General features: G+C 57.7%; 8 protein-coding genes and 6 rRNA genes. All 14 read left to right on the top strand.

Features of this window, described 5'->3' with window-relative positions; translation table 11 throughout:
• Positions 1-35: 35 nt before the first annotated feature.
• The gene (locus AOC05_RS04280) at positions 36-701 is read left to right on the top strand and encodes a DNA-3-methyladenine glycosylase (protein WP_062005967.1); all 666 of its coding nucleotides are present in this window, start codon (positions 36-38) and stop codon (positions 699-701) included.
• A gap of 556 nt (positions 702-1257) precedes the next feature.
• Positions 1258-1779 carry an adenine phosphoribosyltransferase gene (locus AOC05_RS04285; protein WP_082358126.1) on the top strand — a complete coding sequence of 174 codons (522 nt, stop codon included), beginning with the start codon at positions 1258-1260 and terminating at the stop codon, positions 1777-1779.
• Positions 1780-1875: 96 nt separating this feature from the next.
• Positions 1876-4116 (top strand): HelD family protein, encoded by a 2241-nt coding sequence (locus AOC05_RS04290; RefSeq protein ID WP_062005969.1) that lies wholly within the window; start codon positions 1876-1878, stop codon positions 4114-4116.
• A gap of 93 nt (positions 4117-4209) precedes the next feature.
• Positions 4210-5520 carry a tyrosine--tRNA ligase gene (gene tyrS, locus AOC05_RS04295; protein WP_062005971.1) on the top strand — a complete coding sequence of 437 codons (1311 nt, stop codon included), beginning with the start codon at positions 4210-4212 and terminating at the stop codon, positions 5518-5520.
• 518 nt (positions 5521-6038) lie between these two features.
• Positions 6039-7574, top strand: a 16S ribosomal RNA gene (locus AOC05_RS04300).
• Between the two features lie 572 nt (positions 7575-8146).
• Positions 8147-11318, top strand: a 23S ribosomal RNA gene (locus AOC05_RS04305).
• A gap of 274 nt (positions 11319-11592) precedes the next feature.
• Positions 11593-11709 (top strand): 5S ribosomal RNA (rrf, locus tag AOC05_RS04310).
• A gap of 1002 nt (positions 11710-12711) precedes the next feature.
• Positions 12712-14247, top strand: a 16S ribosomal RNA gene (locus AOC05_RS04315).
• A 572-nt stretch (positions 14248-14819) separates the two neighbouring features.
• Positions 14820-17991 (top strand): 23S ribosomal RNA (locus AOC05_RS04320).
• A 274-nt stretch (positions 17992-18265) separates the two neighbouring features.
• Positions 18266-18382 (top strand): 5S ribosomal RNA (rrf, locus tag AOC05_RS04325).
• Together the 16S, 23S and 5S rRNA genes form the textbook arrangement of a ribosomal RNA operon.
• A 791-nt stretch (positions 18383-19173) precedes the next feature.
• On the top strand, positions 19174-21405 hold the full coding sequence (locus AOC05_RS19710) for a hypothetical protein (RefSeq protein ID WP_197277895.1): 2232 nt from the start codon (positions 19174-19176) through the stop codon (positions 21403-21405).
• 4 nt (positions 21406-21409) lie between these two features.
• Positions 21410-22423, top strand: coding sequence for an HAD-IIA family hydrolase (locus AOC05_RS04340; protein ID WP_062005975.1), 1014 nt, complete (start codon positions 21410-21412; stop codon positions 22421-22423).
• Positions 22420-22593, top strand: coding sequence for a hypothetical protein (locus AOC05_RS19270; RefSeq protein WP_157374899.1), 174 nt, complete (start codon positions 22420-22422; stop codon positions 22591-22593). Before AOC05_RS04340 ends, AOC05_RS19270 begins: the two co-directional genes overlap by 4 nt.
• Positions 22590-23396 (top strand): TlyA family RNA methyltransferase, encoded by an 807-nt coding sequence (locus tag AOC05_RS04345; protein ID WP_062005977.1) that lies wholly within the window; start codon positions 22590-22592, stop codon positions 23394-23396. Before AOC05_RS19270 ends, AOC05_RS04345 begins: the two co-directional genes overlap by 4 nt.
• Position 23397: the final 1 nt, after the last annotated feature.

The raw sequence follows: 23397 nt of genomic DNA on the forward strand, positions 1-23397 counted from the left end.
GCCCGGCAGCGTGCCGCACTGCTATCGTAAAAGCCATGGGCCAGCCACCAGACCTCCTTCAACTTCTGCAGCTCCCTGCCACCGAGGTGGCGCCGTTCCTGTTGGGCGCCTTGGTGCGCCATGAAAGTGAGGAAGGGCCCGTCGTCGTACGGTTGACCGAGGTGGAGGCCTACCTTGGCCCGGTGGATTCCCCCGACCCGGACCCCGGCGCGCACAGCTACCGCGGTAGGACAGAACGCAACTCCGCCATGTTTGGCCCGCCCGGCCACCTGTACGTGTACTTCAGCTATGGAATGCACTTCAGTGCCAATTTGGTGTGCAGGCCAGAAGGTACCTCATCCGGTTGCCTGATGCGCGCCGGGGAGATTGTGGAGGGGCTTGAACTGGCCCGCCTACGCCGTCCCACCGCCAAGCACGACTATGAGCTGGCACAGGGCCCTGCGCGGCTAGCCAAAGCCATGGGGTTTGCCCGCGAACACAACGGGATCCCCGCACTGGGCGGCGAGGTCACCGTGACGCTGCCGGCCGCCCCCGCCACATGTGTCAGCTCGGGTCCGCGGGTGGGCATCAGCGGCCCCGGGGGCACTACGGACTACCCGTGGCGGTTTTGGCTTGAGGGGGACCCCACTGTCTCGAAGTTCAGGCCGGGCGTGGCGCGTGCTCGGCATCGGCCAGCATCGGCTGCTCCGAAAACTCAATAAGCTCCGTCAGCTCGGCTAGCAGCTCCGCCGGGGTGAGCCGGTGCAGCAGTCGTTCTTCAAGGCGAAGGTGAGCAAGGCCAGTTTTGAGGAAGCGTTGACGTTCCAACCTCAGTAGTCTCGGCCAAAAAAATGTCATACCCAATTCCACCCGCGACTTCTCCGGCACATGTTCGTACAAGCTGGTGGTTCCTGCCATGGTGCCGGTCTGCCCATCGGGCACGGCAAAGGCACTGACTGCCGGATCCGCAATACGTGTCCGGATCCGCAATACGTGTTGCGAAAAGACGTTCCGAAGCCATGCCAGCCCACATGTCCACATCGATGTGGGAGAACACATCTGCGACGTGATGGCGCCGTACCGATAAAATCCGGGCAGTTGCGCGAAGCGCCAACACCGTGCCCGGGGAGTGGAATGTTGTGCGGCACGACGAATATATAAGCACGTTTCTGGGCATCCGAAAAGCGCTCTTTCACAACGCTGTACCGTGGAGGGGTGAAAGAGACTTTTGATACCCCAACCAACACGCTTTCGGGCACGGCCAAAATCGCCGAAATCCTGCCAGTTTCCGTGGTTATTGAGCGCCTGTGCGCCACCATCGAGGACTACCCTTCGCAGGGAATTGTTTTCAAAGATTTAACTCCCGTTTTTGCCGATGGCGCGGCCCTGCGGCAAGTGGTGGATTCACTGCTGGAACCGTTCGCGGGAAAGTTCGACGCCGTTGCCGGTGTTGAAGCGCGCGGCTTCCTGCTGGCGGCCGCAGCAGCCTATGCCACGGGCACCGGCGTCATCACCGTGCGTAAGGCAGGAAAACTGCCCCGCGCCGTCTATTCCGAAAGCTATGCGCTGGAGTACGGTGAGGCAACTTTGGAACTGCACCAAGGTGACGTGCCGGTTGGCACGCGCGTGTTAATACTCGACGACGTCCTGGCCACCGGCGGTACCTTGAGTGCCGCCGCGGCCTTGCTGGAGCGCACGGGGGCGGTGGTTGCCGGGATCGGCGTAGTGCTGGAGATCGGGGCACTGCCGGGCCGCAGCGCGCTGGCCGGCCGTGAGGTCCATTCCCTGCTCGGCGTTTGAACGCCGCAGGCCCGGCAGGATCCCAGCCCCGCCCAACGGGTATAGAATAGACGGTCCGCCTTTTGGTGGGATGCCTTACGTATCAGGAGCCCTTGCATGTATGACGCCGAGTTGGCACAAGAACGTACCTACGTCGATGGCCTGTATGCCCGACTTGATGAACTCCGTGCCGAAAAAATCCAACAACTAGCCCAGGTGCGCCGCGAAAAGTCCATGGGGACGCACCAAAACCGTTCCGAACGCGATGCCTTTGCCTCGCTGTATGAGAACCGCCTGGCACAGCTGAATGCCGTGGACGACCGGCTGGTCTTCGGCCGCCTAAATCTGGACTCCGGCGAGCAACGCTACATTGGCCGGATCGGGCTCTCCACCGAGGACCTACGCCAGCTCATGGTTGACTGGCGTGCCCCCGAGGCGGGGTCGTTCTACCAGGCCACGGCCTTCGAACGGCTCGGAGTGCGCCGTCGTCGGCACCTGCTCCTGCATGGCCGCACCGTGAAGGCGATCGAGGACGACGTGCTGGATCACAGCATGCTGGTGGAAGGTGAGCACCTGCAGGGTGAGGGTGCCCTGATGGCGGCCCTGAACTCCAAGCGCACGGGCCGCATGAATGACATTGTGGGCACCATCCAAGCCGAGCAGGACAGGATCATCCGGTCGCCGCTGAGCGGTGCTTTGGTGGTCCAGGGCGGCCCCGGAACCGGCAAGACCGCCGTCGCACTGCACCGCGCAGCCTACCTTTTGTACACCCACCGCGAACGCCTCCAGTCGGCCGGTGTGCTGCTGGTAGGGCCATCCAACGCCTTCATGAAATACATTGAGCGCGTACTCCCCTCCCTTGGAGAGACGGGCGTGGTGATGTCCAGCATGGGCAGTCTCCTACCCGGGGTTAGTGCCACGGCCTTTGAAAGTGCCGAGGTGGCCCGTCTCAAGGGCCGGATCGAGATGGTGCAGGTATTGGCCAACGCCGTTGCAAACCGCCAGCGCCTGCCGCGCCGGGATGAACGGCTCGACGTCGAGGGCACCCGTTTGATCCTGACCCCCCGGCAGGTGCGCAGGGCGAGGGAAAGGGCACGCGCCACGGGCAAGCCGCACAATGAGGCCCGGGTGACCTTTGTCAAGATCTTGCTCAGTGAGCTGACGGATCAGCTGCGCGAACATATTGAGTCCACCGGAGCTGGCAACACGGCCGACAGGTCCTATCTTGCCGACGACGTTCGCGGCTCCCGGGACGTGCGGATCATGCTCAATCTGTGCTGGATGCCCATCAGCGCGCAAAAGCTGGTCCGGGATATGTTCAGCAAGCCCGAGATTCTGCGCGCGGTTACCCCCGGATTCACGGAGGCCGAACGGGCCCTGCTGCTGCGCCCGGCGGATTCGCCGTGGACGGAGTCCGATGTTCCCCTTCTCGACGAAGCCGCGGAGCTTCTTGGCGACCTAGACGAGACCGGCGGCCGTGCCGAGGCCGCCAACGACGCCCAGCGCAAGCGCGATCTCGCCAATGCCGAGAAAGCCATCTCCAACATGAACCAGCAGTTGGAGGATTCCGGCGTTGACGGCATGCTCACGGCCGAACAATTGGCCGACTACAACGTGGTTGCCGAAGATGCCCTGACGAATGCCGAAAAGGCGCTCACGGATAGGACTTGGGCTTACGGTCACGTGGTGGTGGATGAGGCGCAGGAACTTTCGCCCATGCAATGGCGGCTGCTGGTGCGCCGTTGCCCCGTGAAGTCGTTCACGATAGTTGGCGACATTGCCCAGACAAGTTCCGCTGCCGGTGCCAACTCGTGGCGCCAGGCGCTCACACCGTTCATGGGGGACCGTTGGGCGTTGGAGGAACTGACGGTGAACTACCGCACCCCCACGCAGATCGCCGAGGCTGCCGTGCGCATGGCCAATGCCGCCGGGCAGATTGTCTCCGCCCCCAAGGCGGTGCGCGACGGCGAATGGGACCCGATCGTTGATCATGTCGGCCCCGACGGTCTGATCGCGCAGGTGGTGGCGGTCATGGACGAGGAATCCTCGGCGGTTGGCGGCGGACTGATGGCCGTCATCGCCCCGCCCGCCATGGTCGAGGAAACGGCTGCCGCGCTGCGTGCTGTTTACGGGCACAGGGTGGGTCACGGGGCCGGGTCCGTGGAACAGGACATTGTGGTGCTCGACCCCCATGAGGCCAAGGGCCTGGAGTTTGATGGGGTCATCATCGTGGAACCGGCGGCGTTGCTGGCCGGTGCCGGGGGGCGCGTTGGTGATCTCTATGTCGCCATGACCCGCCCCACCCAGCGCCTGCGCCTGATCGCCTCGATGCCATTGCCTGCCGGGATCCAGGCGTAATACGCGCGTTACGGCCCGCTGACTTGAGGCCAGCGGGCCGCAACGCACACGCAAGAGAGCAAAGAACCGCCGTCGTGCTGGTAATTTTGAGGTGTGTCTTTGCAAACTGAACTCCGCGCCCCCCAAAACGATCCCAGCTTCGCCAATGTTTGGCAGGAGCTCAAGTGGCGAGGCCTAGTCCAGGTCTCCACCGACGAGGCAGCCCTTGAAGAGCTGCTCGCCGGCGAACCGATCACTTACTATTGCGGCTTTGACCCCACCGCACCCAGCCTGCACCTGGGAAACCTGGTCCAACTGCTGACCATGCGCCGCATGCAGTTGGCCGGCCACAAGCCGCTGGGCTTGGTGGGCGGTTCCACCGGCTTAGTAGGCGATCCGCGTCCGACGGCGGAGCGCACCATGAACTCGAAGGAGACGGTTACGGAGTGGGTTGGCTACCTGCAGGGCCAGGTACAGCGCTTCCTGTCCTTTGAAGGCGAGAACGCGGCCCGCATGGTCAACAACCTTGACTGGACCGAGCCCATGTCTGTCCTGGATTTCCTGCGGGACGTTGGCAAGTACTACCGCGTCGGCACCATGATTAAGAAAGACATCGTGGCCTCGCGCCTGAATTCAGAGGAAGGTATCAGTTACGCCGAATTCAGCTACCAGATCCTGCAGGGCATGGATTACCTCGAACTGTTCCGCCAGTACGGCTGTGTCTTGCAGCAGGGTGGCTCGGACCAGTGGGGGAACCTGACTAGCGGCACCGACCTGATCCGCAAGGTGGAGGGCACCTCTGTCCACGCCCTCGGTACCCCGTTGATCACCAACTCCGACGGCACCAAGTTCGGCAAGAGCGAGGGCAACGCCATCTGGCTCGACGCCGCCATGTGCAGCCCGTACGACATGTACCAGTTTTGGCTCAATACCTCAGATGCCGATGTGGTGGACCGGCTTAAGGTCTTCACCTTCCTTTCCCGCGAAGAGATCGCAGACCTTGGTGCTGTCGTGGCTGAGAAGCCTCAGGCCCGTGAAGGCCAGCGGACCCTTGCCTTCCAGATCACAGCGCTGGTGCATGGTGTAGACGCCACCTTGAAGGTCATTGCCGCATCAGCGGCCCTCTTTGGCCAGGGCGAGTTGGCTGAACTGGACCTCGCCACATTGGAATCTGCCACCCGCGAGCTGCCCCGGGCTGTTGCACCTGCCTCTGGGATGGGGATCGTTGAACTGTTGGTTGCTGCCGGATTGTCGAAGAGTAACTCCGAAGCCCGGCGCACCGTGGGGGAGGGCGGCGCGTACGTGAACAACGTCAAGGTCACCGACCCGGACGCGGTCCTGGGCGCCTCCGATGCGCTGCATGGCAAGTACCTGCTGGTGCGCCGCGGCAAGCGGACCTTGGCCATGGTGGAATTCGCCGGCTAACGCTGCGCCGGTGCTCGAGCTGTCCAGACCGCTGCCCGCCCCGATTTGCATTCGGTGCGGGCAGTTGTGTATTGTTATATCTGTCGCCTGCACAAGGTTGAGTCGCTTCGCAAGAAGCAAGGACTCCCAACTTGCAGGAAACCAAACCAGATTATCTCAATGGGATTCATCGACTCTTAAAGTTGTTGATTAACAAAAATGATATTGGTTTGTGGAATTCGTGAAGTGACCAACCATACACAATATGGAGTGGGCGGAATGAATTCCAATAAGATAAAGTAAAGATATTGTAGCGACGAACGCCAAGAAATTAAAACTTGGGAAGTACTCGAATTGCATTTGTTGTTTGAGAACTCAATAGTGTGCCAAGTTTTATTGATACCAATTTATTGTATTGAATTGGTTATTTGACTGTTTGTTGCCGCCCCTGTGGTGACGGCAGTCTTTAGCTGGTTTCGAATTTAGTGCACATGGCTGTAACCTTTTTCCGGTTTGGTTGTGTGTGTCTGTTTGTTTTATTAACGGAGAGTTTGATCCTGGCTCAGGATGAACGCTGGCGGCGTGCTTAACACATGCAAGTCGAACGATGAACCTCACTTGTGGGGGGATTAGTGGCGAACGGGTGAGTAACACGTGAGTAACCTGCCCTTAACTCTGGGATAAGCCTGGGAAACTGGGTCTAATACTGGATATTGACTTTTCCTCGCATGGGGTTTTGTTGAAAGCTTTAGTGGTTTTGGATGGACTCGCGGCCTATCAGCTTGTTGGTGAGGTAATGGCTCACCAAGGCGACGACGGGTAGCCGGCCTGAGAGGGTGACCGGCCACACTGGGACTGAGACACGGCCCAGACTCCTACGGGAGGCAGCAGTGGGGAATATTGCACAATGGGCGAAAGCCTGATGCAGCGACGCCGCGTGAGGGATGACGGCCTTCGGGTTGTAAACCTCTTTCAGTAGGGAACAAGGCTACACGTTGTGTGGTTGAGGGTACTTGCAGAAGAAGCACCGGCTAACTACGTGCCAGCAGCCGCGGTAATACGTAGGGTGCAAGCGTTATCCGGAATTATTGGGCGTAAAGAGCTCGTAGGCGGTTTGTCGCGTCTGCCGTGAAAGTCCGGGGCTCAACCCCGGATCTGCGGTGGGTACGGGCAGACTAGAGTGATGTAGGGGAGACTGGAATTCCTGGTGTAGCGGTGAAATGCGCAGATATCAGGAGGAACACCGATGGCGAAGGCAGGTCTCTGGGCATTAACTGACGCTGAGGAGCGAAAGCATGGGGAGCGAACAGGATTAGATACCCTGGTAGTCCATGCCGTAAACGTTGGGCACTAGGTGTGGGGGACATTCCACGTTTTCCGCGCCGTAGCTAACGCATTAAGTGCCCCGCCTGGGGAGTACGGCCGCAAGGCTAAAACTCAAAGGAATTGACGGGGGCCCGCACAAGCGGCGGAGCATGCGGATTAATTCGATGCAACGCGAAGAACCTTACCAAGGCTTGACATGAACTGGAAACGCTTGGAAACAAGTGCCCCGCTTGCGGTCGGTTTACAGGTGGTGCATGGTTGTCGTCAGCTCGTGTCGTGAGATGTTGGGTTAAGTCCCGCAACGAGCGCAACCCTCGTTCTATGTTGCCAGCACGTTATGGTGGGGACTCATAGGAGACTGCCGGGGTCAACTCGGAGGAAGGTGAGGACGACGTCAAATCATCATGCCCCTTATGTCTTGGGCTTCACGCATGCTACAATGGCCGGTACAATGGGTTGCGATACTGTGAGGTGGAGCTAATCCCAAAAAGCCGGTCTCAGTTCGGATTGGGGTCTGCAACTCGACCCCATGAAGTCGGAGTCGCTAGTAATCGCAGATCAGCAACGCTGCGGTGAATACGTTCCCGGGCCTTGTACACACCGCCCGTCAAGTCACGAAAGTTGGTAACACCCGAAGCCGGTGGCCTAACCCCCTTGTGGGGAGGGAGCTGTCGAAGGTGGGACTGGCGATTGGGACTAAGTCGTAACAAGGTAGCCGTACCGGAAGGTGCGGCTGGATCACCTCCTTTCTAAGGAGCACCGAGTGCCACGAGGTAGCCCGCATGGGTTGTGTTGGTGGTATGAGGAGTAAAGACTTACTGCGAGAACGTTTGTTTCTCGGTAGGTTGCTCAAGGGTGGAATATCAATAAAGTAGCTGATGATCGGCAATTGGTGACCTGGTTCTAGTACAACGATTCCTTCGGGGATGGTGGGGAAAGAGCTGTATGGGTTGGTAGTTGCGTGGGTTGTTATGTGTTTGGCACACTGTTGGGTCCTGAGGCAACAACGATTCCTTCGCTCCTGTTTGGGGGTGGGGGGTGTTGTTTTGTTTCTGGTTTCCCGCACACAACCAACCGCAAGGCGGTGCTGGTTTGCGTGACTGCTCTTTGGGGGTGGTTCGTGATCGGTGTCTTGGTGGGATGGTGTGTGGTGGGGTTGTTGTTTGAGAACTACATAGTGAACGCGAGCATCTTTATAAAGAAGCAATTTCTTTGAGATAATTGAACCTGGATCTGATGCTGTTACATCCTTTGGGGTGTGGTGGTGTTGGTTTTCATGGTTCTCTCGATAATATGTAAGTGTTTTTTGACTATTTTGTGTGGTCAAGTTTTTAAGGGCACACGGTGGATGCCTTGGCATTAGGAGCCGAAGAAGGACGTAGGAATCTGCGATAAGCCTCGGGGAGTTGATAACCGAACTTTGATCCGAGGGTGTCCGAATGGGGGAACCCCGTTACCCGTCGTAAGGCGAGGTGATGACCTGCACCTGAATATATAGGGTGTGTGGAGGGAACGTGGGGAAGTGAAACATCTCAGTACCCACAGGAAGAGAAAACAATAGTGATTCCGTTAGTAGTGGCGAGCGAACGCGGAACAGGCTAAACCGTGCCATGTGTGATAGCCGGCGGGCGTTGCATGGTCGGGGTTGAGGGACTCACCGTTACGAATCTGCCGGTTCGTTGAGGGGAATGGTGCATGTATAGGTGAACGGTTTTGAATGGCCGACCGTAGAGGGTGAGAGTCCCGTAACTGAAATGCAGTGCACTCCCTGGAGAGTATCCCAAGTAGCACGGGGCCCGAGAAATCCCGTGTGAATCTGTCAGGACCACCTGATAAGCCTAAATACTACCTAATGACCGATAGCGGACAAGTACCGTGAGGGAAAGGTGAAAAGTACCCCGGGAGGGGAGTGAAATAGTACCTGAAACCGTGTGCTTACAATCCGTTAGAGCCACCGAGCCCACTTGTGGGTTGTTGTTGTGGTGATGGCGTGCCTTTTGAAGAATGAGCCTGCGAGTTAGTGTTACGTCGCGAGGTTAACCCGTGTGGGGAAGCCGTAGCGAAAGCGAGTCTGAATAGGGCGTTGCAGTGGCGTGATCTAGACCCGAAGCGAAGTGATCTACCCATGGCCAGGTTGAAGCGTGTGTAAGAGCGCGTGGAGGACCGAACCCACTTCAGTTGAAAATGGAGGGGATGAGCTGTGGGTAGGGGTGAAAGGCCAATCAAACTTCGTGATAGCTGGTTCTCCCCGAAATGCATTTAGGTGCAGCGTTACGTGTTTCTTACTGGAGGTAGAGCTACTGGATGGCTAATGGGCCCTACAAGGTTACTGACGTCAGCCAAACTCCGAATGCCGGTAAGTGAGAGCGTAGCAGTGAGACTGTGGGGGATAAGCTTCATAGTCGAGAGGGAAACAGCCCAGACCACCAACTAAGGCCCCTAAGCGTGTGCTAAGTGGGAAAGGATGTGGGATTGCTTAGACAACCAGGAGGTTGGCTTAGAAGCAGCCATCCTTAAAAGAGTGCGTAATAGCTCACTGGTCAAGTGATTCCGCGCCGACAATGTAGCGGGGCTCAAGTACACCGCCGAAGTTGTGGATTTCAAACAGTACCCAAGCAGATCAGGACTTGTCTTGTACCTGTTCAGGGGTTTGGAGTGGTAGGGGAGCGTCGTGTGGGCATTGAAGCCGCAGTGTGAACTAGCGGTGGAGCCCACACGAGTGAGAATGCAGGCATGAGTAGCGAAAGACGGGTGAGAAACCCGTCCGCCGAATGATCAAGGGTTCCAGGGTCAAGCTAATCTGCCCTGGGTAAGTCGGGACCTAAGGCGAGGCCGACAGGCGTAGTCGATGGACAACGGGTTGATATTCCCGTACCGGTGAAGAACCGCCCATATTGAACTGATGATACTAACCACCCAATCTTTTTAGTGAGTGCCTTCGGGCCAGGCTAGAAGGGGAGCGTGGGACCTGAATCAGGGAGGTAAACGTATTAACAGGTGTGACGCAGGAAGGTAGCCGAGCCGGGCGATGGTAGTCCCGGTCTAAGGATGTAGGGAACGTGATAGGCAAATCCGTCACGTAGTCTTCAATGACACTCTTGAGATCTGATGGGACCCCCCTTAGGGGGAATTCGGTGATCCTATGCTGCCTAGAAAAGCATCGACGTGAGGTTCCAACTGCCCGTACCCCAAACCGACACAGGTGATCAGGTAGAGAATACTAAGGCGATCGAGAGAATTATGGTTAAGGAACTCGGCAAAATGCCCCCGTAACTTCGGGAGAAGGGGGGCCTGCCTCGTGAAGGACACTAGCTGTCCGTGAGCGGGTGTGGGCCGCAGAGACCAGGGGGAAGCGACTGTTTACTAAAAACACAGGTCCGTGCGAAGTCGCAAGACGATGTATACGGACTGACTCCTGCCCGGTGCTGGAAGGTTAAGAGGACCGGTTAGCACGTAAGTGCGAAGCTGAGAATTTAAGCCCCAGTAAACGGCGGTGGTAACTATAACCATCCTAAGGTAGCGAAATTCCTTGTCGGGTAAGTTCCGACCTGCACGAATGGAGTAACGACTTCCCCGCTGTCTCAACCATAAACTCGGCGAAATTGCAGTACGAGTAAAGATGCTCGTTACGCGCAGCAGGACGGAAAGACCCCGAGACCTTTACTATAGTTTGGTATTGGTGTTCGGAGTGGCTTGTGTAGGATAGGTGGGAGACTGTGAAGTTCCAACGCTAGTTGGAATGGAGTCATCGTTGAAATACCACTCTGGTCACTTTGGACATCTAACTTCGGCCCGTAATCCGGGTCAGGGACAGTGCCTGATGGGTAGTTTAACTGGGGCGGTTGCCTCCTAAAGAGTAACGGAGGCGCCCAAAGGTTCCCTCAGCCTGGTTGGCAATCAGGTTTCGAGTGTAAGTGCACAAGGGAGCTTGACTGTGAGAGGGACACCTCGAGCAGGGACGAAAGTCGGGACTAGTGATCCGGCGGCACATTGTGGAATGGCCGTCGCTCAACGGATAAAAGGTACCTCGGGGATAACAGGCTGATCTTGCCCAAGAGTCCATATCGACGGCATGGTTTGGCACCTCGATGTCGGCTCGTCGCATCCTGGGGCTGGAGTAGGTCCCAAGGGTTGGGCTGTTCGCCCATTAAAGCGGTACGCGAGCTGGGTTTAGAACGTCGTGAGACAGTTCGGTCCCTATCCGCTGCGCGCGCAGGAAATTTGAGAAGGGCTGTCCTTAGTACGAGAGGACCGGGACGGACGAACCTCTGGTGTGTCAGTTGTACTGCCAAGTGCATCGCTGATTAGCTACGTTCGGATGGGATAACCGCTGAAAGCATCTAAGCGGGAAGCTCGCTTCGAGATGAGATTTCCATACACGATAAGTGTGAGAGGCCCCCAGCTAGACCACTGGGTTGATAGGCCGGACGTGGAAGCGAGGACTAAAGACTCGTGAAGCTGACCGGTACTAATAGGCCGATAACTTACACCACACAAACACTCCCATACAGGGTGCGAATAAATCAAAAGCTATTCACACCCCACAAGAGTAACAAAGCATGCTCGCGTTCACTATGTGGTTCCCAAACAACAAACCCAACGTTCGTTGTTAACACGGGAACAAAACAACACAAGAAACCCTTGTGACTAACCCCACCACCAGTGCGGGCACATCACAACCAGGAATCTTGTATAATAGAATAACTGATTGATCCACACAACACCCAACAAACCACCCAACCAGATACCTGGTCCTGGGAATAAAGTTACGGTGGTCATAGCGTGGGGGAAACGCCCGGTCCCATTCCGAACCCGGAAGCTAAGACCCACAGCGCCGATGGTACTGCATTCGACAGGATGTGGGAGAGTAGGACACCGCCGGACAAACAGTAAAAAGGTCGAGGCCCCACACCACACGGTGCGGGGCCTCCCTCATTTAACCAACCACCACCAACCACCACCAGCCTCCCCACCAAGAGGCCCACCCCTTTAAACACCCCCACAACTAGAAACCCCAAGACAGCCACACCAAGACGGTTGGCGCTGATGGGTGGCCTTGACGAGGTGGTGGTACGGTGCGGGGTGAAGGACGTGGCCCGCGGCGTCCGGATTCCGTCATCGCGGGCCTGCGAAGACTTGTTGTGCCTGGCGGTCGCAGCGATCCCAGAAGTCGCCTTCGCGCTACGGTTGCTGCTATTGCCAGTAGCAGTAGCAGTAGCAGCTGCGGCGGTGGTCGGCGGGGGGAGACTTCCTGGATGTGTGCTGGCGTGTTTGGGGCTCCCAGCTGGTTGTGCCGTATGTTGCCATGGGTTCACGTGGCCGTGTTGCTCTGCCAGGGGCGCCGGCCCGTCTTGGGGCCCGTGTGCGGGTATTTTGACAGAGAAGGTGGGGACGATCGGTGTGGCTGCCGGGGAGGGTGTTGGCTGGTTTGCTTTGTGGTTGAAAGGTGTGTATTGTTTTTCGAGTTGCCTTGGTTGTTTGGGGCAGGGATTCGTAGGGTTTTGGACTGTTTTTTGGTTCTTGATCTGTGGGTTTGTTGGGTTTGTTGGGTTTGTTGGGTTTGTTGGGTTTGTTGGGTTTTTTTCGTTGTTTAGCGGATTTGCTTTATGGATTCTTTGCGGGTAAGCTTGAAAAGTTGCTCCGGCACTGATCGTCATGGTTCTTCTGCTTGTTTGCAGGGTTTTTGTGGTGTGTTGGCTGGGTGTGGTTGTTGTTTGAGAACTCAATAGTGTGCCAAGTTTTATTGATACCAATTTATTGTATTGAATTGGTTATTTGACTGTTTGTTGCCGCCCCTGTGGTGACGGCAGTCTTTAGCTGGTTTCGAATTTAGTGCACATGGCTGTAACCTTTTTCCGGTTTGGTTGTGTGTGTCTGTTTGTTTTATTAACGGAGAGTTTGATCCTGGCTCAGGATGAACGCTGGCGGCGTGCTTAACACATGCAAGTCGAACGATGAACCTCACTTGTGGGGGGATTAGTGGCGAACGGGTGAGTAACACGTGAGTAACCTGCCCTTAACTCTGGGATAAGCCTGGGAAACTGGGTCTAATACTGGATATTGACTTTTCCTCGCATGGGGTTTTGTTGAAAGCTTTAGTGGTTTTGGATGGACTCGCGGCCTATCAGCTTGTTGGTGAGGTAATGGCTCACCAAGGCGACGACGGGTAGCCGGCCTGAGAGGGTGACCGGCCACACTGGGACTGAGACACGGCCCAGACTCCTACGGGAGGCAGCAGTGGGGAATATTGCACAATGGGCGAAAGCCTGATGCAGCGACGCCGCGTGAGGGATGACGGCCTTCGGGTTGTAAACCTCTTTCAGTAGGGAACAAGGCTACACGTTGTGTGGTTGAGGGTACTTGCAGAAGAAGCACCGGCTAACTACGTGCCAGCAGCCGCGGTAATACGTAGGGTGCAAGCGTTATCCGGAATTATTGGGCGTAAAGAGCTCGTAGGCGGTTTGTCGCGTCTGCCGTGAAAGTCCGGGGCTCAACCCCGGATCTGCGGTGGGTACGGGCAGACTAGAGTGATGTAGGGGAGACTGGAATTCCTGGTGTAGCGGTGAAATGCGCAGATATCAGGAGGAACACCGATGGCGAAGGCAGGTCTCTGGGCATTAACTGACGCTGAGGAGCGAAAGCATGGGGAGCGAACAGGATTAGATACCCTGGTAGTCCATGCCGTAAACGTTGGGCACTAGGTGTGGGGGACATTCCACGTTTTCCGCGCCGTAGCTAACGCATTAAGTGCCCCGCCTGGGGAGTACGGCCGCAAGGCTAAAACTCAAAGGAATTGACGGGGGCCCGCACAAGCGGCGGAGCATGCGGATTAATTCGATGCAACGCGAAGAACCTTACCAAGGCTTGACATGAACTGGAAACGCTTGGAAACAAGTGCCCCGCTTGCGGTCGGTTTACAGGTGGTGCATGGTTGTCGTCAGCTCGTGTCGTGAGATGTTGGGTTAAGTCCCGCAACGAGCGCAACCCTCGTTCTATGTTGCCAGCACGTTATGGTGGGGACTCATAGGAGACTGCCGGGGTCAACTCGGAGGAAGGTGAGGACGACGTCAAATCATCATGCCCCTTATGTCTTGGGCTTCACGCATGCTACAATGGCCGGTACAATGGGTTGCGATACTGTGAGGTGGAGCTAATCCCAAAAAGCCGGTCTCAGTTCGGATTGGGGTCTGCAACTCGACCCCATGAAGTCGGAGTCGCTAGTAATCGCAGATCAGCAACGCTGCGGTGAATACGTTCCCGGGCCTTGTACACACCGCCCGTCAAGTCACGAAAGTTGGTAACACCCGAAGCCGGTGGCCTAACCCCCTTGTGGGGAGGGAGCTGTCGAAGGTGGGACTGGCGATTGGGACTAAGTCGTAACAAGGTAGCCGTACCGGAAGGTGCGGCTGGATCACCTCCTTTCTAAGGAGCACCGAGTGCCACGAGGTAGCCCGCATGGGTTGTGTTGGTGGTATGAGGAGTAAAGACTTACTGCGAGAACGTTTGTTTCTCGGTAGGTTGCTCAAGGGTGGAATATCAATAAAGTAGCTGATGATCGGCAATTGGTGACCTGGTTCTAGTACAACGATTCCTTCGGGGATGGTGGGGAAAGAGCTGTATGGGTTGGTAGTTGCGTGGGTTGTTATGTGTTTGGCACACTGTTGGGTCCTGAGGCAACAACGATTCCTTCGCTCCTGTTTGGGGGTGGGGGGTGTTGTTTTGTTTCTGGTTTCCCGCACACAACCAACCGCTAGGCGGTGCTGGTTTGCGTGACTGCTCTTTGGGGGTGGTTCGTGATCGGTGTCTTGGTGGGATGGTGTGTGGTGGGGTTGTTGTTTGAGAACTACATAGTGAACGCGAGCATCTTTATAAAGAAGCAATTTCTTTGAGATAATTGAACCTGGATCTGATGCTGTTACATCCTTTGGGGTGTGGTGGTGTTGGTTTTCATGGTTCTCTCGATAATATGTAAGTGTTTTTTGACTATTTTGTGTGGTCAAGTTTTTAAGGGCACACGGTGGATGCCTTGGCATTAGGAGCCGAAGAAGGACGTAGGAATCTGCGATAAGCCTCGGGGAGTTGATAACCGAACTTTGATCCGAGGGTGTCCGAATGGGGGAACCCCGTTACCCGTCGTAAGGCGAGGTGATGACCTGCACCTGAATATATAGGGTGTGTGGAGGGAACGTGGGGAAGTGAAACATCTCAGTACCCACAGGAAGAGAAAACAATAGTGATTCCGTTAGTAGTGGCGAGCGAACGCGGAACAGGCTAAACCGTGCCATGTGTGATAGCCGGCGGGCGTTGCATGGTCGGGGTTGAGGGACTCACCGTTACGAATCTGCCGGTTCGTTGAGGGGAATGGTGCATGTATAGGTGAACGGTTTTGAATGGCCGACCGTAGAGGGTGAGAGTCCCGTAACTGAAATGCAGTGCACTCCCTGGAGAGTATCCCAAGTAGCACGGGGCCCGAGAAATCCCGTGTGAATCTGTCAGGACCACCTGATAAGCCTAAATACTACCTAATGACCGATAGCGGACAAGTACCGTGAGGGAAAGGTGAAAAGTACCCCGGGAGGGGAGTGAAATAGTACCTGAAACCGTGTGCTTACAATCCGTTAGAGCCACCGAGCCCACTTGTGGGTTGTTGTTGTGGTGATGGCGTGCCTTTTGAAGAATGAGCCTGCGAGTTAGTGTTACGTCGCGAGGTTAACCCGTGTGGGGAAGCCGTAGCGAAAGCGAGTCTGAATAGGGCGTTGCAGTGGCGTGATCTAGACCCGAAGCGAAGTGATCTACCCATGGCCAGGTTGAAGCGTGTGTAAGAGCGCGTGGAGGACCGAACCCACTTCAGTTGAAAATGGAGGGGATGAGCTGTGGGTAGGGGTGAAAGGCCAATCAAACTTCGTGATAGCTGGTTCTCCCCGAAATGCATTTAGGTGCAGCGTTACGTGTTTCTTACTGGAGGTAGAGCTACTGGATGGCTAATGGGCCCTACAAGGTTACTGACGTCAGCCAAACTCCGAATGCCGGTAAGTGAGAGCGTAGCAGTGAGACTGTGGGGGATAAGCTTCATAGTCGAGAGGGAAACAGCCCAGACCACCAACTAAGGCCCCTAAGCGTGTGCTAAGTGGGAAAGGATGTGGGATTGCTTAGACAACCAGGAGGTTGGCTTAGAAGCAGCCATCCTTAAAAGAGTGCGTAATAGCTCACTGGTCAAGTGATTCCGCGCCGACAATGTAGCGGGGCTCAAGTACACCGCCGAAGTTGTGGATTTCAAACAGTACCCAAGCAGATCAGGACTTGTCTTGTACCTGTTCAGGGGTTTGGAGTGGTAGGGGAGCGTCGTGTGGGCATTGAAGCCGCAGTGTGAACTAGCGGTGGAGCCCACACGAGTGAGAATGCAGGCATGAGTAGCGAAAGACGGGTGAGAAACCCGTCCGCCGAATGATCAAGGGTTCCAGGGTCAAGCTAATCTGCCCTGGGTAAGTCGGGACCTAAGGCGAGGCCGACAGGCGTAGTCGATGGACAACGGGTTGATATTCCCGTACCGGTGAAGAACCGCCCATATTGAACTGATGATACTAACCACCCAATCTTTTTAGTGAGTGCCTTCGGGCCAGGCTAGAAGGGGAGCGTGGGACCTGAATCAGGGAGGTAAACGTATTAACAGGTGTGACGCAGGAAGGTAGCCGAGCCGGGCGATGGTAGTCCCGGTCTAAGGATGTAGGGAACGTGATAGGCAAATCCGTCACGTAGTCTTCAATGACACTCTTGAGATCTGATGGGACCCCCCTTAGGGGGAATTCGGTGATCCTATGCTGCCTAGAAAAGCATCGACGTGAGGTTCCAACTGCCCGTACCCCAAACCGACACAGGTGATCAGGTAGAGAATACTAAGGCGATCGAGAGAATTATGGTTAAGGAACTCGGCAAAATGCCCCCGTAACTTCGGGAGAAGGGGGGCCTGCCTCGTGAAGGACACTAGCTGTCCGTGAGCGGGTGTGGGCCGCAGAGACCAGGGGGAAGCGACTGTTTACTAAAAACACAGGTCCGTGCGAAGTCGCAAGACGATGTATACGGACTGACTCCTGCCCGGTGCTGGAAGGTTAAGAGGACCGGTTAGCACGTAAGTGCGAAGCTGAGAATTTAAGCCCCAGTAAACGGCGGTGGTAACTATAACCATCCTAAGGTAGCGAAATTCCTTGTCGGGTAAGTTCCGACCTGCACGAATGGAGTAACGACTTCCCCGCTGTCTCAACCATAAACTCGGCGAAATTGCAGTACGAGTAAAGATGCTCGTTACGCGCAGCAGGACGGAAAGACCCCGAGACCTTTACTATAGTTTGGTATTGGTGTTCGGAGTGGCTTGTGTAGGATAGGTGGGAGACTGTGAAGTTCCAACGCTAGTTGGAATGGAGTCATCGTTGAAATACCACTCTGGTCACTTTGGACATCTAACTTCGGCCCGTAATCCGGGTCAGGGACAGTGCCTGATGGGTAGTTTAACTGGGGCGGTTGCCTCCTAAAGAGTAACGGAGGCGCCCAAAGGTTCCCTCAGCCTGGTTGGCAATCAGGTTTCGAGTGTAAGTGCACAAGGGAGCTTGACTGTGAGAGGGACACCTCGAGCAGGGACGAAAGTCGGGACTAGTGATCCGGCGGCACATTGTGGAATGGCCGTCGCTCAACGGATAAAAGGTACCTCGGGGATAACAGGCTGATCTTGCCCAAGAGTCCATATCGACGGCATGGTTTGGCACCTCGATGTCGGCTCGTCGCATCCTGGGGCTGGAGTAGGTCCCAAGGGTTGGGCTGTTCGCCCATTAAAGCGGTACGCGAGCTGGGTTTAGAACGTCGTGAGACAGTTCGGTCCCTATCCGCTGCGCGCGCAGGAAATTTGAGAAGGGCTGTCCTTAGTACGAGAGGACCGGGACGGACGAACCTCTGGTGTGTCAGTTGTACTGCCAAGTGCATCGCTGATTAGCTACGTTCGGATGGGATAACCGCTGAAAGCATCTAAGCGGGAAGCTCGCTTCGAGATGAGATTTCCATACACGATAAGTGTGAGAGGCCCCCAGCTAGACCACTGGGTTGATAGGCCGGACGTGGAAGCGAGGACTAAAGACTCGTGAAGCTGACCGGTACTAATAGGCCGATAACTTACACCACACAAACACTCCCATACAGGGTGCGAATAAATCAAAAGCTATTCACACCCCACAAGAGTAACAAAGCATGCTCGCGTTCACTATGTGGTTCCCAAACAACAAACCCAACGTTCGTTGTTAACACGGGAACAAAACAACACAAGAAACCCTTGTGACTAACCCCACCACCAGTGCGGGCACATCACAACCAGGAATCTTGTATAATAGAATAACTGATTGATCCACACAACACCCAACAAACCACCCAACCAGACACCTGGTCCTGGGAATAAAGTTACGGTGGTCATAGCGTGGGGGAAACGCCCGGTCCCATTCCGAACCCGGAAGCTAAGACCCACAGCGCCGATGGTACTGCATTCGACAGGATGTGGGAGAGTAGGACACCGCCGGACAAACAGTAAAAAGGTCGAGGCCCCACACCACACGGTGCGGGGCCTCCCTCATTTAACCAACCACCACCAACCAACCACCACCAACCAACCACTACCAACCACGACCAGCCTCCCCACCAAGAGGCCACACCCCTTTAAACACCCCCACAACTAGAAACCCCAAACAAGCACGATTCGGATTCTGGACGTAAGCTAGTGGGATGCCTGACATCTTTTCACATGCACCTGAGCCTGACTATGTAGTACCAACGGAGCCCGGTAGTCGCCGCGCTGAATCGTTGGTGGTGGGTGCCTCCGCGGTACATGCCTTCGACGGGTTCACAGACGCGGTTCACCTATGGTGGCCAGTCGATACCGTGAGTTCGTTCGGTCACGGATCGCATGTGGCCTTTCTTCGTGATCACCTGGTTGAGGAATCTGTGGAGGGCGAGGAACTTGTGTGGGCTGACATAGTGGACTGGCAGTCTCCTTCCCTAATCAGACTGGAATGGACGATGTGTCAAGATTCCCAAGAGCCATTAGACGTTGAGATTCGCTTCGAGTCTGAAACAGATAATTCAACTAGGGTGACCATCGAGTTCGACGACGGTCCCGTGGAGGAGCCTACTGGCGGCTTTGACTGTGATTGGTCCCTCATCTTGGCCAGATACGTCAGATTTATGGGTGGGACGCCCAGCCTCGACTAGACTGTACTGTGGGCCAGTGGGTCCAAGATTTTTGCAGTAGAAGATCAATAGTGAAGAGCGGCTGTTACTGTGCCAGTTAGTACGCTCAAAGGTATAGGAGTCGGCATGGCTGAGCAGTACGGCAGTAATCGCGATGGAAACTCACACGAACACAAGGGCGGGGAGAACCGCGGCGGCTCAGGTTCAGCGGGTCGGCCTCCTGCCGGCGACCGCAAGCCTGCAAGCGCACGTCCTTACGGAGACCGCCCCGCACGCACTGGCGGAGACCGCCCATACGGCAACCGCGATGACCGCGGCGCCCAGGGCGGGCGCCCGACAGGTGACCGGCCTGGATTCGGTGGCAACCGTGAAGACCGCAAGCCGTTCGGTGATCGGGACCAACGCGCTGCTGACCGTCCTTTAGTCAACGGACGTCGTGAAGACCGTAAATCATTCGGTGAGCGTGACAACCGAGGCGGTGACCGCCCCTACGGTGACCGCAAGCCCGCAGGCGATCGTGACAACCGCGGCAGCTACGGCGACCGCCCCGCACGCCCTGCAAGTGACCGCCCCTACGGTGACCGCAAGCCCGCAGGCGATCGTGACAACCGCGGCAGCTACGGCGACCGCCCCGCACGCCCGGCAAGTGACCGCCCCTACGGTGACCGCAAGCCCGCAGGCGATCGTGACAACCGCGGCAGCTACGGCGACCGCCCCGCACGCCCGGCAAGTGACCGCCCCTACGGTGACCGCAAGCCCGCAGGCGATCGTGACAACCGCGGCAGCTACGGCGACCGCCCCGCACGCCCGGCAAGTGACCGCCCCTACGGTGACCGCAAGCCCGCAGGCGATCGTGACAACCGCGGCAGCTACGGCGACCGCCCCGCACGCCCGGCAAGTGACCGCCCCTACGGTGACCGCAAGCCCGCAGGCGATCGTGACAACCGCGGCAGCTACGGCGACCGCCCCGCACGCCCGGCAAGTGACCGCCCCTACGGTGACCGCAAGCCCGCAGGCGATCGTGACAACCGCGGCAGCTACGGCGACCGCCCCGCACGCCCTGCAAGTGACCGCCCCTACGGTGACCGCAAGCCCGCAGGCGATCGTGACAACCGCGGCAGCTACGGCGACCGCCCCGCACGCCCGGCAAGTGACCGCCCCTACGGTGACCGCAAGCCCGCAGGCGATCGTGACAACCGCGGCAGCTACGGCGACCGCCCCGCACGCCCGGCAAGTGACCGCCCCTACGGTGACCGCAAGCCCGCAGGCGATCGTGACAACCGCGGGCCACGCGTGGCACCTACACGCAACGCAGGGGACTTGCGCAGCTCCAACCGCGTGGACCGTGAGCGCTCACCCGAGATCGATCCGGACGTCACTGGCGAAGAGCTCGACAAGGTAACGCGCGCCCAGCTGCGCATTCTCGACTCCCGCAACAATGAATGGGTTTCCAAGCACCTGGTTATGGCCGGTCGCTTGATCGACTTTGACCCCGAGCTGGCCTTCCAGCACGCCTTGGCCGCCAGCCGCCGCGGCGGGCGTCTTGCCTGCGTCCGTGAGGCAGTCGCCATGACCGCCTACGCGGCCGGCAACTACGCTGAAGCGTTGCGTGAGCTACGCACCTACCGCCGCATCAGCGGTTCTAACGTGCACCTACCGCTCATGGCTGACTGTGAACGTGGTTTGGGCCGCCCGGACCGTGCCCTTGATTTGATCAAGTCCGAGGACGCCGAATCCCTGGACACCGCTGGCAGGGTGGAGTTGGCCATTGTCGAGTCCGGCGCCCGCGGCGACATGGGCGACCTCGAGGCCGCCTTGTCGGTCCTTGAAATCCCGCAGCTCGACATGAACCGTGCCTTCTCCTTCAGCCCCCGCCTGTTCCGCGCCTATGGCATGGTCCTGCGCGCGGTGAACCGCAAGGACGAAGCTAAGGGATGGGAGCGTCAGGCCCTCGTTGCTGAGGAAGCTCTCGGCATCGATGACAGCACGGATTCGATCATCGTTGACTTGGGTGACGACGACGATGACCTGGGCGTGGAATTGCGTCCCCGCACCCGTGTCTCGGACGTGATGGATCCGGCTACGGCTCCTGCCGCTGTGGCACAGGACGAGGCCGCCCCTGTCAGCGCCCCTGACGAGGAAGTGGGCGACGACGCCGATTCAGCTACTTTCGACTCCGACGATGCTGAATCCAATGAGGACAGCATCGATGACGCGCTTGATCGTGCCGAGATGGGCGGATCCGGTGATGACGAGCTGGACGAGCTTTTCGAAAGCAATGACAAGCACGACGGCGGCGCGCACAGCGATCTCGACGAATCTGCCGATTTCGACGAGCTCGATCACCGGGAGGACTAGTCCTTTGCCCGGGGAAACTTTGCTGAGCGGCTTTGACGCCGTCCTGGCAGACCTTGACGGTGTGGTCTATGCCGGCCCCCAAGCCATTCCTGGCGCCGTCGAGGCGCTGCAGGGACTCGCGGAAGTCAATGTGAAGCTAGCGTACGTGACGAATAACGCGTCGCGCACCCCGGCCCACGTGGCAGCACACCTGCGTGACTTGGGTGCACCGGCAGAGGATGACCAAGTGGTCAGTTCCGCACAGGCCGGTGCCGCACTTCTGGCGCAAAAGTTTCCCCGGGGCAGCAGAGTTTTGGTGGTGGGCAGTTCTGCCCTGGTGCAAGAAGTTGAGGAAGTCGGCATGATGGTGGTCGAAAGCGCCACCGACAACCCCGACGTCGTCATCCAAGGCTTTGACCCAAAGCTGGGCTGGGCTGATTTGTCCGAGGCGGCGTTTGCCATCAATGGTGGCGCCGCCTGGATTGCCACCAATACGGACATGACGATTCCACGCGACCGAGGGATAGCACCGGGCAACGGAACACTCGTGGCGGCGGTTCGTGCCGCCGTCGGACATGACCCACTGGTGGCAGGAAAACCTCAGGCCCCCTTGTTCCTCACTGCAGCCCAGCGTTTAGGGGCGCAGTCACCGGTGGTGGTGGGGGACCGCCTCGACACCGACATCGTCGGCGGCAATAATGCCGGCATGGCCACCATCTTGGTTCTCACGGGCGTTGATTCAGCCGCGGCGGCGTTGCGGGCCAAAACCGCCGAACGTCCACGTTTCATCATTGAAACGCTCAAGGACTTGTATCAGCCGTACCCTGAGATCACCAGTGAGGACGGGGTCTTCAACTGCGGTCCCCAGCACGCCGTGGTAGAAAATGGCATCGTCATGGTGACACTCACGCAGCTAGGCGACGAGGGCGGGAACACCATTGATGCTTGGCGCGCTGCCTGTGCCGCCTGGTGGGCGGAAGTGCCCGAAACAGACTCCGCCACCACGCCGGAACTCATTTGGCGCAGCCCAACACCATGAGGGGCACGGACCAGCCAAATGACCCTTCGGTGGATGCGATCGTGGCACGCGCGGCACAGGCAGCGGTCCTGCCAACCGCCGAGCACAAGACCCTCTACGACGCTTTGTTGGCGGATCTGCAACACGAGCTCGACGCCGATCCCTCGCCCATTGTAGGAGGCGGCTCATGACACGCTTGGATCAGGAACTGGTCAACCGCGAACTTGCCCGCTCCCGGACACTGGCGGCCACCCTGATCAAGGTGGGCCGCATTAGCGTGGCAGGGAAAACCGCCACGAAGGCGTCCCTTCCAGTGACCGCAGAGTCTGAGATTTCCCTGGCCGACGACGGCGAACCCGACTATGTCTCCCGGGCCGGCAACAAGCTCGCCGGGGCCTTGGCGTTCTTTCCGGAGGTCACCATCGCTGGCAAGCGCTGCTTTGACGCAGGCGCCTCCACCGGCGGTTTCACCGACGTATTATTGCGCCACGGCGCCGCCACGGTGGCCGCGGTGGACGTGGGGCACGGCCAGTTGGTGAAATCCCTGCGCGAGGACCCCCGAGTTGACGTCTATGAAGGCGTGAACATCCGCTACATGCATGCAGTGGACATTGGCGGACCAGCAGACCTGACTGTCTGTGACCTCTCCTTTATTTCCCTCACCATGGTCATGGGGCCGCTGACGCTGGCGACACGCCCGGGCGGTGACCTTCTGCTGATGGTCAAACCCCAATTTGAGGTCGGTAAGGACCGTTTGGCTCGGACAGGTGTGGTCAGCAGCGAGAATGAGCGCAAACGCGCTGTGAGCCTTGTGGCACACTCGGCTGTGGCAAACGGCCTTGAACTGCACGGCCTGGGCGTGAGCACATTGCCCGGGCAAGACGGAAATGTTGAGTATTTTCTGCTGGCAACTCGGGAACTGTCACCTCAGCCACATAAGATCGAAGAACAGACTAGGGCCGTGGAGGCCCTGCTAGCCCAAGTCTGGTCCTGAC

Source organism: Arthrobacter alpinus (assembly GCF_001294625.1).
GTDB classification, from domain to species: domain Bacteria; phylum Actinomycetota; class Actinomycetes; order Actinomycetales; family Micrococcaceae; genus Specibacter; species Specibacter alpinus_A.

Excerpts from the sequence above, each read along its gene's own strand:
- AOC05_RS04280 (WP_062005967.1), top strand. The coding sequence starts at position 36 with ATGGGCCAGCCACCAGACCTCCTTCAACTTCTGCAGCTCCCTGCCACC.
- AOC05_RS04290 (WP_062005969.1), top strand. The coding sequence starts at position 1,876 with ATGTATGACGCCGAGTTGGCACAAGAACGTACCTACGTCGATGGCCTG.
- AOC05_RS19710 (WP_197277895.1), top strand. The coding sequence starts at position 19,174 with ATGGCTGAGCAGTACGGCAGTAATCGCGATGGAAACTCACACGAACAC.
- AOC05_RS19270 (WP_157374899.1), top strand. The coding sequence starts at position 22,420 with ATGAGGGGCACGGACCAGCCAAATGACCCTTCGGTGGATGCGATCGTG.
- AOC05_RS04345 (WP_062005977.1), top strand. The coding sequence starts at position 22,590 with ATGACACGCTTGGATCAGGAACTGGTCAACCGCGAACTTGCCCGCTCC.